We start from the raw sequence: 16,050 nt of genomic DNA, 5'->3' as shown, positions 1-16,050 counted from the left end.
TCCCGCCCGTCTCCCGCCACCGCCCTCAGGCGACTGCGCTGCGCGCAGGCTGTTTCGATGCGCGCGTCGCTCACGCGGCCCTCCCGGTGGCTGCGGCCATCACGGTCTCCTCGGTGGCGTCGGAACGGGGGATCTCGGCGGTGAGCCGGCCCTCGTGCATGACCAGCACCCGGTCGGCCATGCCGAGGATCTCCGGCAGGTCGGAGGAGATCATCAGCACCGCCACCCCGTCGGCGGCGAGCTGCGACAGCAGCCGGTGCACTTCGGCCTTGGTGCCGACGTCGATGCCCCGGGTGGGCTCGTCGACGATCAGCACCTTGGGGTCGGTGGCCAGCCACTTGGCGAGGACCACCTTCTGCTGGTTGCCGCCGGAGAGCGTGGAGACGGCGTCGGCGATCCGGGCGTACTTCACCTGGAGCTTCAGCGCCCAGTCCAGCGACCGGCTGCGCTCGGCACCCCGGTCCACCAGCCCGGCCCGCACGGTCGTCCGCAGCCCGGTCAGGCCGATGTTCCGCTCGATGGACATGTCCATCACCAGGCCCTGCGCGCGCCGGTCCTCGGGGACGAGGGCGAGCCCGGCGGCCATCGCGGTGGACGGCGCGCCGTTGGTGAGCTTCCGGCCGTCGACCTCCACCTCCCCGGCGTCCCAGCGGTCGACGCCGAACACCGCGCGGGCGACCTCGGTACGGCCGGCGCCGACCAGCCCGGCGACACCGACGATCTCACCGTGCCGCACCTCGAAGGAGACGTCCGTGAAGACGCCCTCGCGGGTCAGCCGGCGGACGCTCAAGGCCACCTCGCCCGGCTCCACCGCCTGCTTGGGGTAGAGCTCGTCGAGGTCGCGGCCGACCATCCGGCGGACCAGGTCGTCCTCGGTCATTCCGGCCAGCGGCTCGCCGGCGATCCGGGCGCCGTCGCGCAGGGTGGTCACCTTCTGGCAGAGCTCGAAGATCTCCTCCAGCCGGTGGGAGATGAACAGCACCGCCGCACCCTGTTCGCGCAGGGTGCGCACGACTCCGAAGAGCCGGGCGACCTCGCTGCCGGTGAGGGCCGCGGTGGGCTCGTCCATGATCAGGACCCGAGCGTCGAACGAGAGCGCCTTGGCGATCTCGACGATCTGCTGGTCGGCGATGGACAGACCGCGTGCGGGGCGGTCGGGGTCGAGGTCGACGCCGAGCCGCTTCATCAGGGCGGCGGTGGCGTCGCGGGTGGCCTTGTGGTCGATACGGCCGAGCGCACGCCGGGGCTGGCGGCCCATGAAGATGTTCTCGGCGATCGACAGGTCGGGAAAGAGCGTGGGCTCCTGGTAGATCACGGCGATCCCGGCGTCGCGGGCTTCACCGGGCCCGTGGAACTGGACGGGCTCACCGTCGAGCAGCACCTGGCCGGCATCCGGACGGTGCACTCCGGCAAGCGTCTTGATCAGGGTCGACTTGCCCGCGCCGTTCTCACCGGCGAGGGCGTGCACCTCACCGGCGAACAGTTCGAGGGAGACGCCCCGCAGGGCGCGTACGGCGCCGAAGGACTTGGCGACGTCCCTCAGTGCCAGCACCGGGGCCGGTCCCGTTTCGGACGGGTGGGTCATGGGTGGCTCCTCGACAGCGTCGGCGGGAGAGGCCGTCGCAGCGTCGTGAAAGGTTTCAACTGGATGGCCGGGACGTTAGGCATGGCAGACATGTCACGTCAATGGCTATCGCTCGAAAAAATTTCGATAGCCGAAGGCCACTCCCGGGTCACGGAAAACAGGCCTGGCCGCAGGGCTTGACACACCTGCGGAGGGCTCATAGCTTCGCGTTCTGAATCGTTTCACGAAAGCCTTTCAGGCCCGATGCCACAGGAGCCCGAAGTGACCGACCTCGCCGCGGTGAAGGCCGCGCTCAAGACCCAGGCCGTCGAGACGCCGTCGTGGGCGTACGGGAACTCGGGGACGCGCTTCAAGGTGTTCGCGCAGGCCGGTGTGCCCCGGACGCCGCAGGAGAAGCTCGAGGACGCGGCCACGGTGCACGCGTTCACCGGCGTCGCGCCGACCGTTGCCCTGCACATCCCCTGGGACAGGGTCGAGGACTACGCCGCGCTGGCCAAGTTCGCCGAGGAGCGGGGGGTGAGGCTCGGTGCGATCAACTCGAACACCTTCCAGGACGACGACTACAAGCTGGGCAGCATCTGTCATCCGGACGCGGCGGTGCGCCGAAAGGCGCTCGATCATCTGCTGGAGTGCGTCGACATCCTGGACGCGACGGGCTCCGCCGATCTGAAGCTGTGGTTCGCGGACGGGACGAACTATCCGGGGCAGGACGACATCCGGGCCCGGCAGGACCGCCTCGCGGAGGGGCTGGCCGAGGTGTACGAGCGGCTCGGGGACGGGCAGCGGATGCTGCTGGAGTACAAGTTCTTCGAGCCGGCCTTCTACACGACCGATGTGCCGGACTGGGGGACGGCGTACGCGCACTGTCTGAAGCTGGGCCCGAAGGCGCAGGTCGTGGTCGACACCGGGCATCATGCGCCGGGGACCAACATCGAGTTCATCGTGGCGACGCTGCTGCGGGAGGGGAAGCTCGGTGGGTTCGACTTCAACTCGCGGTTCTACGCCGACGACGACCTGATGGTCGGGGCGGCCGATCCCTTCCAGCTGTTCCGGATCATGTACGAGGTCGTTGGTGGGGGCGGGTTCGGGCCGGGCGTCGCGTTCATGCTCGATCAGTGCCACAACATCGAGGCGAAGATTCCGGCGATCATCCGCTCCGTGATGAACGTGCAGGAGGCCACGGCGAAGGCGCTGCTGGTCGACCGGTCGGCGTTGGCCGCGGCGCAGGCCGCGGGGGATGTGCTCGGGGCGAACGCCGTGCTCATGGATGCGTACAACACCGATGTACGGCCGCTGCTTCGTGAGGTTCGCGAGGAGATGGGGTTGGATGCCGATCCCATTGCCGCGTACCGCCGGTCGGGGTGGGCCGAGAAGATCGTTGCCGAGCGGGTTGGCGGGCAGCAGGCCGGCTGGGGCGCGTAAGCGTCTGCGCTGTTCTGTTTCGTCGCGGGCTGCGGGGCCGTCGTGGCCTGTCGCGACCACGCGGCGGGGCCGCAAATGGATACAGCCCCGCGCCCCTCAGGGAATCCGCTCAACCTCTTTCGAGAAGTAAGGAACCTCCATGTCCACCCACCCCGAAGCCGCCGCCCTCCTCTCCCGTTCCCATCGGCTCGGCTCCGATCCCCGCAACACCAACTACGCCGGCGGCAACGCGTCCGCCAAGGGCACCGCCACCGATCCCGTGACCGGCGGGGACGTGGAGCTGATGTGGGTCAAGGGGTCCGGCGGTGACCTCGGGACGCTCACCGAGGCCGGGCTCGCCGTGCTGCGGCTGGACCGGCTGCGGGCGCTGAAGGGGGTGTACCCGGGCGTCGAGCGCGAGGACGAGATGGTCGCCGCCTTCGACTACTGCCTGCACGGCAAGGGCGGGGCGGCTCCCTCCATCGACACGGCCATGCACGGGCTCGTCGAAGCCCCGCACGTCGATCATCTGCACCCTGACTCGGGGATCGCGCTCGCCTGCGCGGCCGACGGGGAGAAGCTGACCGCCGAGTGTTTCGGGGACACGGTGGTGTGGGTGCCTTGGCGGCGGCCCGGCTTCCAGCTCGGGCTGGACATCGCGGCCGTCAAGGAGGCCAACCCGCAGGCGATCGGCTGCATTCTGGGCGGGCACGGGATCACGGCGTGGGGTGAGACGTCCGAGGAGTGCGAGCGCAACTCGCTGCACATCATCCGTACCGCCGAGGCCTTTCTCGCCGAGCGCGGGAAGCCGGAACCCTTCGGACCGGTGATCGAGGGGTACGAGGCCCTGCCCGAGGCCGAGCGGCGGGCACGGGCGGCGGCGCTGGCGCCGTACGTCCGGGCCGTCGCCTCGCAGGACAAGCCGCAGGTCGGGCACTTCGACGACTCCGACGTCGTGCTGGAGTTCCTCGCCCGCGCGGAGCATCCGCGGCTCGCGGCCCTGGGCACGTCGTGCCCGGACCACTTCCTGCGGACCAAGGTGCGCCCGCTGGTACTGGACGTGCCGCCGACCGCGCCGCCGGCGGATGCCGTGGCCCGGCTGAAGGAGCTGCACGCCGGGTACCGGGAGGAGTACGCCGCCTACTACGAGCGGCACGCCCTGCCCGACTCGCCCGCGATGCGCGGCGCCGACCCGGCGATCGTGCTCGTGCCGGGCGTGGGCATGTTCAGCTTCGGCAAGGACAAGCAGACCGCGCGCGTGGCCGGTGAGTTCTACGTCAACGCCATCCATGTGATGCGCGGGGCGGAAGCGGTGTCGGCGTATGCGCCGATCGAGGAGTCGGAGAAGTTCCGCATCGAGTACTGGGCGCTGGAGGAGGCCAAGCTCCGGCGGATGCCGAGGCCGAAGCCGCTGGCGACCCGGGTGGCGCTGGTGACCGGGGCGGGCAGCGGGATCGGGAGGGCCATCGCGCACCGGCTGGTGGCCGAGGGTGCGGGTGTCGTCGTCGCCGACCTGAACGCCGAGAACGCGGCCGCCGTGGCCGAGGAGCTGGGCGGGCCGGACAAGGCGGTCGCGGTCACCGTCGACGTCACGTCCGAGGAGCAGATCGCGGCGGCCTTCGAGGCGGCGGTGCTCGCCTTCGGCGGTGTCGACCTGGTCGTCAACAACGCCGGGATCTCCGTCTCCAAGCCGCTGCTGGAGACCTCGGCGCGCGACTGGGACCTGCAGCACGACATCATGGCCCGCGGTTCCTTCCTGGTCTCGCGGGAGGCGGCGCGGGTGATGATCGCGCAGGGGCTGGGCGGCGACATCGTCTACATCGCCTCCAAGAACGCGGTCTTCGCCGGGCCGAACAACATCGCCTACTCCGCCACCAAGGCCGACCAAGCGCATCAAGTGCGGCTGCTGGCCGCAGAGTTGGGTGAGCACGGCATCCGGGTCAACGGGGTCAACCCGGACGGTGTGGTGCGCGGCTCGGGGATCTTCGCGGGCGGCTGGGGCGCGCAGCGGGCCGCGGTGTACGGGGTGCCGGAGGAGAAGCTGGGCGAGTTCTACGCCCAGCGGACCCTCCTCAAGCGGGAGGTGCTGCCGGAGCATGTCGCGAACGCCGTCCTCGCGCTGACCGGCGGCGATCTCACCCACACCACCGGGCTGCACGTCCCGGTCGACGCGGGTGTGGCGGCCGCGTTCCTGCGGTGAGCGGGCTCGTGAAGGCGTACGCCGCGGTCGACCTGGGCGCCTCCAGCGGGCGGGTGATGGTGGGCCGGGTGAGCCCGGACTCGCTGGAGCTGAGCGAGGCACACCGCTTTCCCAACCGGCCGGTGCGCACGCCCGAGGGGCTGCGCTGGGACATCCTCGCGTTGTACGGCGGTGTCCTGGACGGGCTTCGGGCGGCCGGCCGGGTGGACTCGGTCGGCATCGACAGCTGGGCCGTGGACTACGGCCTGCTGGACGCCGACGGGGCCCTGCTGGGCAACCCGGTGCACTATCGCGACGCCCGCACCGAGGGGGTCGCGGAGAAGGTGTGGGCGACCGTGCCGGCCGGGGAGCTGTATGCGGCGACGGGCATCCAGTACGCCCCGTTCAACACCCTGTATCAGCTCGTGGCCGCCCGCTCGACCACCCAACTCGCTCATGCCGAGCGGCTTTTGCTGATCCCGGATCTGGTGTCGTACTGGCTGACCGGCGAGCAGGGCACCGAGCTGACCAACGCCTCCACCACCCAGCTCGTCGATCCCCGGACGCGGACGTGGTCGTACGACATCGCCGAGCGGCTCGGTGTCGACCTCGGTCTGTTCGCGCCGCTGCGCCGGCCCGGCGATCCGGCCGGGCTGCTGCGGCCGGAGGTGCTGGAGGAGACCGGGCTGGCCGGTCCCGTGCCGGTGACGGCCGTCGGCTCGCACGACACCGCCTCCGCGGTGGCCGCCGTCCCTGCCACCGGCGAGCCCTTCGCCTACATCTGCACCGGCACCTGGTCCCTGGCGGGCCTGGAGCTGACCGCTCCGGTGCTCACCGAGGAGAGCCGGGCCGCGAACTTCACCAACGAACTGGGGCTCGACGGCACGGTCCGGTATCTGCGCAACATCATGGGACTGTGGCTGCTCCAGGAGTGCCAACGCGTCTGGGGCGAGCCGGACTTGGAGCAGCTGTTGCGCGAGGCCGGGGCGGTGCAGACGCTGCGCTCGGTGGTGGACGCCGGGGACGAGCGGTTCCTGGCGCCGGGTCGGATGCCGGAGCGGATCGCCGAGGCGTGCCGGGCGTCAGGGCAGCCGGTGCCGGTCACGCGGGCCGAGGTCACCCGGTGCATCCTGGACTCGCTGGCCCTCGCGCACCGGCGGGCCGTCGAGGACGCGCAGCGGCTGGCCGACCACCCGGTCGACGTGGTGTACCTCGTCGGCGGCGGCACCCGCAACGCGCTGCTGTGCCAGTTGACCGCCGACGCCTGCGGGCTGCCCGTGGTCGCCGGCGCGACGGAGGCGGCGGCCCTCGGCAACGTCCTGGTCCAGGCCCGCGCCCACGGCGTCGTCGGCGACCTGGCCGCGATGCGCCGGCTGCTCACCCGTACCCAGCCGCTGACCCGGTACGCGCCCCGTGGCGACGGCGCGCGCTGGCGGGAGGCCGAGGCGCGGCTCGCCACGCGGTGAGCGGCGGTCTCCCCTCGGCGGAATTCGCCTACTACCCTGCACTCGTCCGATGACCGATCCCGAGGAGCCGCGATGCGTGTCGCCCTGTTCCTGACCTGTGTCAACGACACGCTCTATCCGGACACCGGCCGTGCCGTGGTGAAGCTGCTGGCCAGACTGGGTGTCGACATCGACTTCCCGATGGGTCAGAGCTGCTGCGGGCAGGCGCACTACAACACCGGTTACCGGCATGAGGCCGAGCCGCTGGCCCGGCACTTCTCCGATGTCTTCCGCGAGTACGACGCGATCGTGACTCCCTCCGGATCGTGCGGGGCGATGGTCCGGGAGCTGTATCCGCGCATGGGCGAGCGGGCGCTTGCCGAGGGGCGGGGGGACGCGTTGGCGCGGACGCTGGCGCCGGTGGTGCCCAAGACGTACGAGCTGACGGAGTTCCTGGTGGACGTGCTCGGGGTGACGGACGTCGGCGCCTACTACCCGCACACGGTCACGTACCACCCCACCTGCCACGGCCTGCGCTCCCTCGGGCTCGGCGACCGGCCGCGCCGGCTCCTGCAGGCCGTGAAGGCGCTGGAGCTGGTCGAGTTGCCGGGCGCCGAGGAGTGCTGTGGTTTCGGGGGCACGTTCGCGGTGAAGAACGCCGAGGTCTCGGCGGCCATGGGCACGGACAAGGTCCGCAACGCCGAGTCGACGGGCGCGCAGGTGCTGTGCGCGGCCGACAACTCGTGTCTGATGCACATCGGTGGCACGATGAGCCGGCTGCGGACGGACATGCGGCCGGTGCACATCGCGGAGATCCTGGCGAGCACGGAGGAGGAACCGGCGGCATGAGCGGAACGTTCGTCGGCATGCCGGCCTTCCCGAAGGCGGCTCACGACGCCCTGGCCGACACGACCCTGCGCGGCAATCTGCGGCACGCCACGCACACCATCCGCGCCAAACGGGCCCGCGCGGTGGCCGAGTTGGACGACTGGGCGGAGCTGCGCGAGGCGGGCCGTCGCATCAAGGACCACACCCTGCGCCATCTCGACCGCTATCTGGTCCAGTTGGAGGAGTCGGTCACGGTTGCGGGCGGTACGGTCCACTGGGCCGCCGACGCCGAGGAGGCCAACCGGATCGTCGCCGAACTCGTCAAGGAGACCGGCGAGTCGGAGGTCGTCAAGGTCAAGTCGATGGCCACGCAGGAGATCGGGCTCAACGAAGCCCTTCTCGAAGAGGGCATCCGCGCCTACGAGACCGATCTCGCCGAGCTGATCGTACAGTTGGGCAAGGACCGGCCCTCCCACATCCTCGTCCCCGCCATCCACCGCAACCGGGGCGAGATCCGGGACATCTTCCGCGCGGAGATGGGCGAGTGGGGCCGTCCCGCGCCCGAGGGGCTGACCGACACCCCCGCCGAACTCGCCGAGGCCGCCAGGCTGCATCTGCGGGAGAAGTTCCTGCGCGCCAAGGTCGGCATCTCCGGCGCCAACTTCATGGTCGCCGAGACCGGCACCCTCGTCGTCGTCGAGTCCGAGGGCAACGGCCGGATGTGCCTGACCCTGCCGGAGACCCTGATCTCGGTCGTCGGCATCGAGAAGATCGTCCCCACCTGGCGGGACCTCGAAGTCTTCCTGCAGACCCTGCCCCGCTCCTCCACCGCCGAGCGCATGAACCCGTACACGTCGATGTGGACCGGCACCACGGACGACGACGGACCGACCGCCTTCCACCTCGTCCTGCTCGACAACGGCCGCACCGACACCCTCGCCGACCAGGTCGGCCGGCAGGCCCTGCGCTGCATCCGCTGCTCGGCCTGCCTGAATGTGTGCCCGGTGTACGAGCGTGCGGGCGGCCACGCCTACGGATCGGTGTATCCGGGCCCGATCGGCGCGATCCTCAGCCCCCAACTCCGGGGAACGGCAAGCGACATCGACGCCTCCCTGCCGTACGCGTCGAGTCTGTGCGGCGCCTGCTACGAGGTCTGCCCGGTCGCCATCGACATCCCCGAGGTGCTGGTGCATCTGCGGGAGCGGGTCGTGGAGGGCGGTCCGGCGGTACGGCAGGGCAACAAGGTGATGCTGAAACCGGCCAAGGGACACGCGGCCGAGCGGGCGGCCATGCGCGCGGCACGCTGGGCGTTCACCCACCCCGGCGCCCTGCGCACCGGCCAGCGGCTCGCCTCCCGCACCCGCCGGCTGCACCCTCGTACCCTGCCGGGCCCGGGCAAGGCCTGGAGCGGCACCCGGGACCTGCCCGCCGTACCGGCGGAACCCTTCCGGGACTGGTGGCAGCGCACCAGCGGCGGAAAGGACGGCACCAAGTGAGCAGCAGGGAACGGATCCTGGGCCGGGTGCGGCGCGCGCTCGCCGATGTGACTGCGGACGAGCGGCCGTACGAGGAGGCCGTGCCCCGCGACTATCTACGTGAGCACGGCGACCGTACGACCGAGCAGACGGTGGAGCTGCTGGCCGAGAACCTGGCGGACTACCGGGCGATCGTGCACCGCGCCACGGAGGCCGAACTCCCCTCGCTGATCGCACGGTTGCTGGCCGACCGGAAGGCCGGCTCGGTGCTGGTGCCGCCGGGGGCGGCGGCGGACTGGCTCGCGGAGACGGGGGCCACGCGCGTCGCCGACCGGGCGAACAGCACCCCTGACGACCTGGACCGGGTGGACAGCGTGGTGACGGGCTGTGCCGTGGCGATCGCCGAGACCGGCACGATCGTCCTGGACGGCTCCCCCGACCAGGGCCGGCGCCGCATCTCGCTCGTCCCGGACCACCACATCTGTGTCGTCCGGGTCCCGGACCAGGTGGTCTCCTCGGTCCCGCAGGCCCTCGAACGCCTCGACCCTGCCCGCCCGTCGACCTGGATCTCCGGCCCGTCGGCGACCAGCGACATCGAGCTGGACCGGGTGGAGGGCGTGCACGGTCCGCGCACACTGGAGGTCATCCTGCTCAGCTGACCCGTTGTGGGTGCCGTTCCGCCGAACGGGTCCGGCGTCCCGCCACCCGGCGGACGCCACCGCCGCGCGCCGCGTGCCCGGCCCCGATAGCGTGCGGACATGATCCGGTTCGAGCAGGTCACCAAGCGGTATCCGGACGGTACGACGGCCGTGGACGACCTCTCCTTCGAGGTGGCCGAGGGAGAACTGGTCACGCTCGTCGGTCCGTCGGGCTGCGGCAAGACGACGACCATGATGATGGTCAACCGGCTCATCGAGCCGACCTCCGGGCGGATCTTCGTCGACGGCGAGGACGTCGCCTCGGTCGACCCGGTGCGGCTGCGCCGCCGCATCGGGTACGTCATCCAGCAGGCGGGCCTGTTCCCGCATCGCACCGTCCTGGACAACACCGCGACCGTGCCCGCGCTGCTCGGCTGGAAGCGGGCGAAGGCGCGGGCACGGGCCGCCGAGCTGCTGGACCTGGTGGGGCTCGATCCGAAGACGTACGGGCCGCGCTATCCGGAGCAGCTGTCCGGCGGACAGCGGCAGCGGGTCGGGGTGGCGCGGGCGCTCGCGGCGGACCCGCCGGTGCTGCTGATGGACGAGCCGTTCGGCGCGGTCGACCCGGTGGTGCGCGAGCAGTTGCAGGACGAGTTCCTGCGGATGCAGGCCGCGGTGCGCAAGACCGTGCTGCTGGTCACGCACGACATCGAGGAGGCGGTGCGGCTCGGTGACCGGATCGCCGTGTACGGGCAGGGCCGGATCGAGCAGTTCGACACGCCCGGCGCGGTGCTCGGGACGCCCGCGACCCCGTACGTCGCCTCCTTCGTGGGCGCCGACCGGGGGCTGAAGCGGCTGTCGGTCACCGTGATCGAGCCGGACGACCTGGAACAGCCGCCCGTGGCCCGGCTGGACGAGCCGGCCGAGCGGGCCGTCGAGCGGCTGCGGGCCGAGGGCGCCCGGTGGGCCGTCGTCCTCGACGCGCAGGACGATCTGCACGGCTGGGCCGGCATCGACGAGCTGGCGCGGGGCGGCACGGTCGCGGACCTCACCCACCGGATGACCGCGTGGGTGCCGGTCGGCGCGCCGCTCAAGCAGGCGTTCGGGATGATGCTCCAGTACGACGCCGGGTGGGTCGCGGTGCTGGACGGCGCGCGCTTCCTCGGCGTGCTCACCCCGGCCAAGCTGCATGAGGCGCTGCGCCGCTCGGTGGACGCGGACGCGCGGGGCGTGGCGCGGGGGCAGGTACGGTTCGACTCGGTGGCGGATGCCTGAGCCAGGTCACTTCGTCAGGCCCCGGCCTTCGGGGTCATGTCAGCAGACCCTTGTCCTTCAGGTAGGCGCGGGCCACGTCCGAGGGCAGCCGGCGCCAGCTGTCGACCTGCTGGTTCAGCCGCGCCAGGTCCTGGGTCGTGAGGACGTCGTTGAGCCGGCCCAGTGCCTTCGCCACGCGTTCGCTGCCCGCCCGGGAGCGGTTGACCACCGGGACGACGTAGTCGGCGTTCTGCAGGTGTCTGTCGTCGGCGAGCAGGACCAGTCCGAAGGAGTCGAGGGTGGCGTCCGTGGTGGTGGTCAGCAGCATCTGGTCCCGGCCCTCCTGCACGGCCCGCTTGGCCTGCGTGGTGCCGACGCCCTTGGGGTCGACGCCGGTGATGTCGATGCCGTACACCTTCTTCAGCCCCGGTTCGCAGTACGGCCGTCGGACGCACTCGTCGCCGGCCGCGAGGCGCACCTTCAGCTTCGACGCGCCGAGGTCGCTGAGGGTCGCGAGGCCGTGCCGGCGGGCGTAGTCCGCGCGCACGGCGAAGGCGTTCTGGTCGACCGCGCGGCCGGGCGGCAGCACGGTGAGGCCGCGGGGTGCGGCGAGCCGGCGCAGGGCGGTCATCGTCCGGCCGAGGTCGGGTGAGCCGACGGGCTCGGCGTCGGCGCCGTGGGCCTTGGCGTTCAGCCAGTCGGCGAAGGTGGCCGCGTACTCGGGGACGATGTCGATCTGGCCGGACTCCAGGGCCGGTTCGTACAGCTCCCGGTTGTTGACGGTGAGCAGGGACGTCCGGTAGCCGGCCCGGTTCAGCAGCTGGGCGTACATCTGGGCGAGCAGATCGCTCTCGGTGAAGCCGGCCGAGCCGATGGTCAAGTGGTGGCTGTCGCCGGGTGACGCGGTGACCTGGCCGCGGTTCTCCAGGGAAGGGCCGGAGGTGCAGGCCGTGATCGTGAGCAGGGTGAGCAGCACGACGGCGGTGAGGGCTCTTCTCATCGGCCACCCCGCGCCCACCCCGGTGCCAGTCGCTCGGCGATCTCGAAAACGCCCTCGACGACGAGCGCGAACACGGCGACGAGCAGGGCGCCCGCGACCACCTGGGGCGTACTGGCGAGGTTGAAGCCGGCGGTGATGATCCGGCCGAGCCCGCCGCCGCCCGCGAGCGCGGCGATGGTGGCGGTGGCCACGAGCTGAACGGCGGCGATCCGCGCCCCGTTCAGGATCATCGGCAGCGCGAGGGGCAGCTCCACCCTCAGCAGCAGCTGCCGTCCCGTCATCCCCATGCCGCGGGCCGCCTGTACGACGCCGCGGTCGACCTCGCGCATGCCGACGTAGGCGTTGGTGAGCAGGGGCGGGACGGCGAACAGCACCAGGGCCACCACGGTGGGCCCCTCGCCCCAGCTGCCGACCGGGGTGAGGAGCAGCAGGACCAGCACGGCGAACGTGGGCACGGCCCGGCCGACGTTGGAGATGTTGACGGCGAGCGCGCCGCCCCTGCCGAGATGGCCGAGGACCAGGGCGACGGGCAGCGCGATCAGACAGCTCAGGACGAGGCAGACCACGGTGAGCACCAGATGCTGGAGCAGCCGGTGCCGGACGCCGTCGTCACCCGACCAGTTTGCGGGGTCGGCGAGCCAGTGCCAGGTCGCGGTGAGCGTGCTCATGCACGGCCCGCCTTCGCCCCGGGGACCCTGGCCCGCGGCCTCCCTGGTCCGGCGGGCGCCCGGGCCCGGCCCGCCCTGGTCCACGGCGTGATCAGCCACTGCACGCCCAGCAGGAGCAGATCGGCGGCGACGGCGATCAGCACGCAGAGCACGGACGCGGTGAGCACCTGGGCCTTGAAGTAGGTGTTCATGCCCGCGTAGATGAGGTTGCCGAGCCCGCCGAAGCCGACGATCGCGCCGACCGTGACCAGGGAGACCGCCGAGACGGTGGCGATGCGCAGCCCGGCCATCGCGGCCGGCAGGGCGAGGGGCAGTTCCACGGTGAGCAGCAGGCGGACCGGGCCGTAGCCGAGGCCGCGGGCGGCCTGCCGGGTCTCCTCGGGGACGGCGCGCAGGCCGGCGAGGATGTTCCGCACGAGCAGGGTCAGCGAGTACAGCACCAGGCCGGCGACGACGAGGGTGGCCGAGAGGCCGTACAGGGGCAGGAGCAGGGAGAACATGGCGAGCGACGGGATCGTGTAGAGGATGGTCGTCACGGCGAGCACCGGCCCGGCCGCCCAGCCCCAGCGGCGGGCCAGCACCGCGAGGGGCAGCGCGACGGCCAGGCCGATGAGGACCGACAGCACGGTCAACTGGAGGTGCTGCACGACCGCGTCGAGGAGGATCCGGCGGCGGGTGCTCAGATAGGCGCCGCAGATCCACTCGTTGCGCGCGAGGCAGTCGTCCGGGGGCGCCACGATCTCATTGGACCGGGTCGGGAGCCCGTCGGCGCGTTGTGCTGGTCCCTACGGGTTCGACGCGCCCCCGAAGGAGCGCGGGGAACTGCGCGACCAGCCACAACCGACCCGCAGCCGAGCGACGGCACTGCTCAGTCCATCCCCGCCGCATCCGACAGTGCCGTCACCGTCGCCGTGGCAAGGCCATCGTCCAGGCGTTCCACCCGGGCGCCGCCTCGCTCCGCCGCCGCGCGGAACGTGTCGGCCAGCCGTTGCTCGACGGCTCGGGCGACCCCGGTCGCCGGGTGTTCGGGGTTCTTCAGCTCCACGAGCGCGGCCGGATAGGGACAGCCGTGGCACTCGGCGTCGGCGGAGACCCGCTCCAGACGTTCGAAGACGTACAGGATGGGCTCACGTGGGGTCGCGGACTCCGGATCGGGGTGCGTGAGCCGGGCCTCGTGGAGGCCATGCAGTGAGGTCAACCGGCGGCACGGACGAATGGAAACCGATCGGTGTATATCACTGGACAGAGTTGCTGAACAAGCGCTTAGATAGGAGTCCGGACACCGCTCCCGACCCGCCGGAGGCCCCGTTGTTCACGTCCGTCGACGACGTCTCCGCCCGCCTCGCCGAGACCGGCTACCTCGCCTCGCCCGCCGTCGCCACGACCGTGTTCCTCGCCGACCGGCTCGGCAAGCCGCTGCTGGTGGAGGGCCCCGCCGGGGTCGGCAAGACCGAGCTGGCCAAGGCCGTCGCCCAGGTGGCCGGAGCCCGGCTGGTCCGGCTCCAGTGCTACGAGGGCGTGGACGAGTCCCGCGCACTGTACGAGTGGAACCACGCCAAACAGCTGCTGCGGATCAGCGCGGGCCGCGACGAGAACTGGGACGAGACCCGCACCGACATCTTCAGCGAGGAGTTCCTGCTCCCCCGCCCCCTGCTGACCGCCATCCGCGGCGACGAGCCCACCGTGCTCCTCATCGACGAGACCGACAAGGCCGACGTCGAGATGGAGGGGCTGCTGCTGGAGGTGCTCAGCGACTTCCAGATCACCGTGCCGGAGCTGGGCACGGTCACCGCGACCCGGCGCCCGTTCGTCGTCCTCACCTCGAACGCCGGCCGGGAGCTGTCCGAGGCACTGCGCCGCCGCTGCCTGTTCCTGCACATCGGCTTCCCCGAGGAGGAGCTGGAGCGGCGGATCGTACGGCTGAAGGTGCCGGGCCTGACCGTCGCGCTGGCCGAGTCGGTGGTCCGGGTGGTCGGGGCGCTGCGCGCGATGGACCTGCGCAAGGCGCCGTCCGTCGCGGAGACCATCGACTGGGCGCGCACCCTGCTGGCGCTGGGCGCCGACACTCTGGACGAGACGGTCGTACGGGACAGCCTCGGGGTGATCCTCAAGCATCAGGACGACATCCAGAAGGCGGCGGCGAAGCTCGACCTGGACGCGCTGTGACCGCGGTCGCCGAGCGGATCACCGGGCTGGTCGGGGCGCTGCGCGCCCACGGGGTACGAATCGGCACCGGCGAGACCGTGGACGCCGCCCGCGCGGTGGAGGCACTCGGCCTCGCCGACCGGGAGTTGCTGCGCGAGGGGCTGGCCGCAACGCTGCTGCACGGCCCCGGTCAGCGGTCGGTGTTCGACCCGGTCTTCGACCTGTACTTCCCGCGCGGGGTCGGCGCCCCGGACGACGGCGGGCCCGCCGACCGCGAGGCGCTGCGCGGCCAACTGGCCGAGGCCCTGGCGGCGGACGACCGTGCCCTGATGGCCCGGTTGGCGGTGGACGCGGTCGACGCCCTCGGCGGCTACGGCAGTTCACCCGGCTCGGACGGCTGGTCGGCGTACCAGACCCTGGACCGGCTGCGCCCCCAGACGCTGTTGACGCGGGTGCGGGCGGACGTCCGGGGCCGGGACGGCAGCGCGGCCGGCTTCGCGGACCGGCTGCTGGACGACGAGATCCGCCGCCGGATCGAGGAGTTCCGGCGGATGGTCGGGGCGGAGGCGCGGCGCAGGGTCGCCGAGCGGCGCGGGCGGGACGAGATCGCCCGGCGCGGCGTCGTACCGACCGCGGACCGGGTGGACTTCCTGTACGCCAACCGGAACCAACTGGCCGAGCTGCGCAGGGCGGTTCAGCCGCTGGCGCGCAAGCTGGCCACCCGGCTCGCGGCGCGCCGGCGCCGGGCCGCGCGCGGCACCGTCGACCTGCGCCGCACCCTGCGCTCCTCGTTGTCCACGGGCGGGGTGCCGATGCGGCCGGTGCTGCGCCGGCGCCGCCCCGTGCGTCCCGAACTGGTGCTGCTGTGCGACGTCTCCGGCTCGGTGTCCGGCTTCTCCGACTTCACGATGCTGCTGGTGCAGGCACTGCACGACCAGTTCAGCAAGGTCCGGGTGTTCGCCTTCGTCAACCGGCTCGACGAGGTGACCGGCCTGCTCGACCACGGCCGCGCCGACCCCGACGGACTCGGCGCCCGCATCCACGCCGAGGCCGCGCTCACGGGCTGGCACGGCAGCAGCGACTACGGCGTGGCACTCGGCGAGTTCGCCGCGCGGTACGGCGACGCGGTGGGCCCGCGCACGACCGTGTTCGTCCTCGGGGACGCCCGGACGAACATGAGCGACCCGAACCTGGCCGCCGTACGCGAGGTCGTCGGCCGGGCACGGCGCGTGTACTGGCTGAACCCCGAGCCACGGGACCGGTGGGGCACCGGCGACTCGGCAGCGCCCGCGTACGCCGAGCTGGTCGAGATGCACGAGTGCCGTACGGCCCGTCAGCTCAGCGCGCTCATCGCCCGGCTGCTGCCGGTGTGATCGACTGGTCCGCACGACCAGGATCGGTACCCGCCGATGACCCCCGATGAGCACCTCAT

General features: G+C 71.9%; 14 protein-coding genes. 9 read left to right on the top strand and 5 right to left on the bottom strand.

Annotated features, from left to right (window positions below):
* Nucleotides 1-70 precede the first annotated feature (70 nt).
* Nucleotides 71-1,585, bottom strand: coding sequence for a sugar ABC transporter ATP-binding protein (locus SRB17_RS10170; protein ID WP_153536930.1), 1,515 nt, complete (start codon nucleotides 1,583-1,585; stop codon nucleotides 71-73).
* Between the two features lie 261 nt (nucleotides 1,586-1,846).
* On the opposite strand from SRB17_RS10170, the gene rhaI reads away from it, so the two are divergent.
* From rhaI to SRB17_RS10135, 7 genes are all read left to right on the top strand, one after another.
* Nucleotides 1,847-3,007 carry an L-rhamnose isomerase gene (rhaI, locus tag SRB17_RS10165; RefSeq protein ID WP_323375251.1) on the top strand — a complete coding sequence of 387 codons (1,161 nt, stop codon included), beginning with the start codon at nucleotides 1,847-1,849 and terminating at the stop codon, nucleotides 3,005-3,007.
* Nucleotides 3,008-3,146: 139 nt separating this feature from the next.
* Nucleotides 3,147-5,186, top strand: coding sequence for a bifunctional aldolase/short-chain dehydrogenase (locus tag SRB17_RS10160; RefSeq protein ID WP_153536926.1), 2,040 nt, complete (start codon nucleotides 3,147-3,149; stop codon nucleotides 5,184-5,186).
* An 8-nt stretch (nucleotides 5,187-5,194) separates the two neighbouring features.
* Nucleotides 5,195-6,631: a rhamnulokinase gene (locus SRB17_RS10155; RefSeq protein WP_416237047.1), complete on the top strand. Its 1,437-nt coding sequence runs from the start codon at nucleotides 5,195-5,197 to the stop codon at nucleotides 6,629-6,631.
* 72 nt (nucleotides 6,632-6,703) lie between these two features.
* Entirely contained in the window at nucleotides 6,704-7,459 is a 756-nt protein-coding gene (locus tag SRB17_RS10150) for a (Fe-S)-binding protein (protein WP_153536923.1), read from the top strand.
* Nucleotides 7,456-8,934, top strand: coding sequence for a LutB/LldF family L-lactate oxidation iron-sulfur protein (locus SRB17_RS10145; protein WP_153536921.1), 1,479 nt, complete (start codon nucleotides 7,456-7,458; stop codon nucleotides 8,932-8,934). Before SRB17_RS10150 ends, SRB17_RS10145 begins: the two co-directional genes overlap by 4 nt.
* A complete protein-coding gene (locus SRB17_RS10140; RefSeq protein WP_323375250.1) occupies nucleotides 8,931-9,572 on the top strand; it encodes a lactate utilization protein C in 642 nt (213 codons plus the stop codon). The genes SRB17_RS10145 and SRB17_RS10140 overlap by 4 nt, the downstream gene beginning before the upstream one ends.
* A 99-nt stretch (nucleotides 9,573-9,671) precedes the next feature.
* Nucleotides 9,672-10,826: a betaine/proline/choline family ABC transporter ATP-binding protein gene (locus SRB17_RS10135; RefSeq protein WP_153536919.1), complete on the top strand. Its 1,155-nt coding sequence runs from the start codon at nucleotides 9,672-9,674 to the stop codon at nucleotides 10,824-10,826.
* A gap of 34 nt (nucleotides 10,827-10,860) precedes the next feature.
* Here the strand turns inward: SRB17_RS10135 and SRB17_RS10130 are convergent, their stop codons facing one another.
* From SRB17_RS10130 to SRB17_RS10115, 4 genes are all read right to left on the bottom strand, one after another.
* Nucleotides 10,861-11,805 (bottom strand): ABC transporter substrate-binding protein, encoded by a 945-nt coding sequence (locus SRB17_RS10130; RefSeq protein WP_153536917.1) that lies wholly within the window; start codon nucleotides 11,803-11,805, stop codon nucleotides 10,861-10,863.
* Entirely contained in the window at nucleotides 11,802-12,473 is a 672-nt protein-coding gene (locus SRB17_RS10125; protein ID WP_153536916.1) for an ABC transporter permease, read from the bottom strand. The genes SRB17_RS10130 and SRB17_RS10125 overlap by 4 nt, the downstream gene beginning before the upstream one ends.
* Nucleotides 12,470-13,213, bottom strand: coding sequence for an ABC transporter permease (locus tag SRB17_RS10120; RefSeq protein ID WP_323375417.1), 744 nt, complete (start codon nucleotides 13,211-13,213; stop codon nucleotides 12,470-12,472). Before SRB17_RS10120 ends, SRB17_RS10125 begins: the two co-directional genes overlap by 4 nt.
* A 128-nt stretch (nucleotides 13,214-13,341) precedes the next feature.
* Nucleotides 13,342-13,671, bottom strand: coding sequence for a hypothetical protein (locus SRB17_RS10115; protein ID WP_153536914.1), 330 nt, complete (start codon nucleotides 13,669-13,671; stop codon nucleotides 13,342-13,344).
* A gap of 110 nt (nucleotides 13,672-13,781) precedes the next feature.
* Between SRB17_RS10115 and SRB17_RS10110 the strand changes: the two genes are divergently transcribed.
* Both SRB17_RS10110 and SRB17_RS10105 read left to right on the top strand, forming a co-directional pair.
* The gene (locus SRB17_RS10110) at nucleotides 13,782-14,639 is read left to right on the top strand and encodes an AAA family ATPase (RefSeq protein WP_153536912.1); all 858 of its coding nucleotides are present in this window, start codon (nucleotides 13,782-13,784) and stop codon (nucleotides 14,637-14,639) included.
* A complete protein-coding gene (locus SRB17_RS10105) occupies nucleotides 14,636-15,991 on the top strand; it encodes a vWA domain-containing protein (RefSeq protein WP_323375249.1) in 1,356 nt (451 codons plus the stop codon). Before SRB17_RS10110 ends, SRB17_RS10105 begins: the two co-directional genes overlap by 4 nt.
* The last annotated feature ends 59 nt before the right edge of the window (nucleotides 15,992-16,050 follow it).

The sequence above is a fragment of the Streptomyces sp. RB17 genome (assembly GCF_009604455.1).
Classification (GTDB): domain Bacteria; phylum Actinomycetota; class Actinomycetes; order Streptomycetales; family Streptomycetaceae; genus Streptomyces.
This window is presented reverse-complemented; position numbering and strand designations above follow the sequence as displayed.

Excerpts from the sequence above, each read along its gene's own strand:
- SRB17_RS10170 (WP_153536930.1), bottom strand. The coding sequence starts at position 1,585 with ATGACCCACCCGTCCGAAACGGGACCGGCCCCGGTGCTGGCACTGAGG.
- SRB17_RS10160 (WP_153536926.1), top strand. The coding sequence starts at position 3,147 with ATGTCCACCCACCCCGAAGCCGCCGCCCTCCTCTCCCGTTCCCATCGG.
- SRB17_RS10150 (WP_153536923.1), top strand. The coding sequence starts at position 6,704 with ATGCGTGTCGCCCTGTTCCTGACCTGTGTCAACGACACGCTCTATCCG.
- SRB17_RS10145 (WP_153536921.1), top strand. The coding sequence starts at position 7,456 with ATGAGCGGAACGTTCGTCGGCATGCCGGCCTTCCCGAAGGCGGCTCAC.
- SRB17_RS10135 (WP_153536919.1), top strand. The coding sequence starts at position 9,672 with ATGATCCGGTTCGAGCAGGTCACCAAGCGGTATCCGGACGGTACGACG.
- SRB17_RS10130 (WP_153536917.1), bottom strand. The coding sequence starts at position 11,805 with ATGAGAAGAGCCCTCACCGCCGTCGTGCTGCTCACCCTGCTCACGATC.
- SRB17_RS10125 (WP_153536916.1), bottom strand. The coding sequence starts at position 12,473 with ATGAGCACGCTCACCGCGACCTGGCACTGGCTCGCCGACCCCGCAAAC.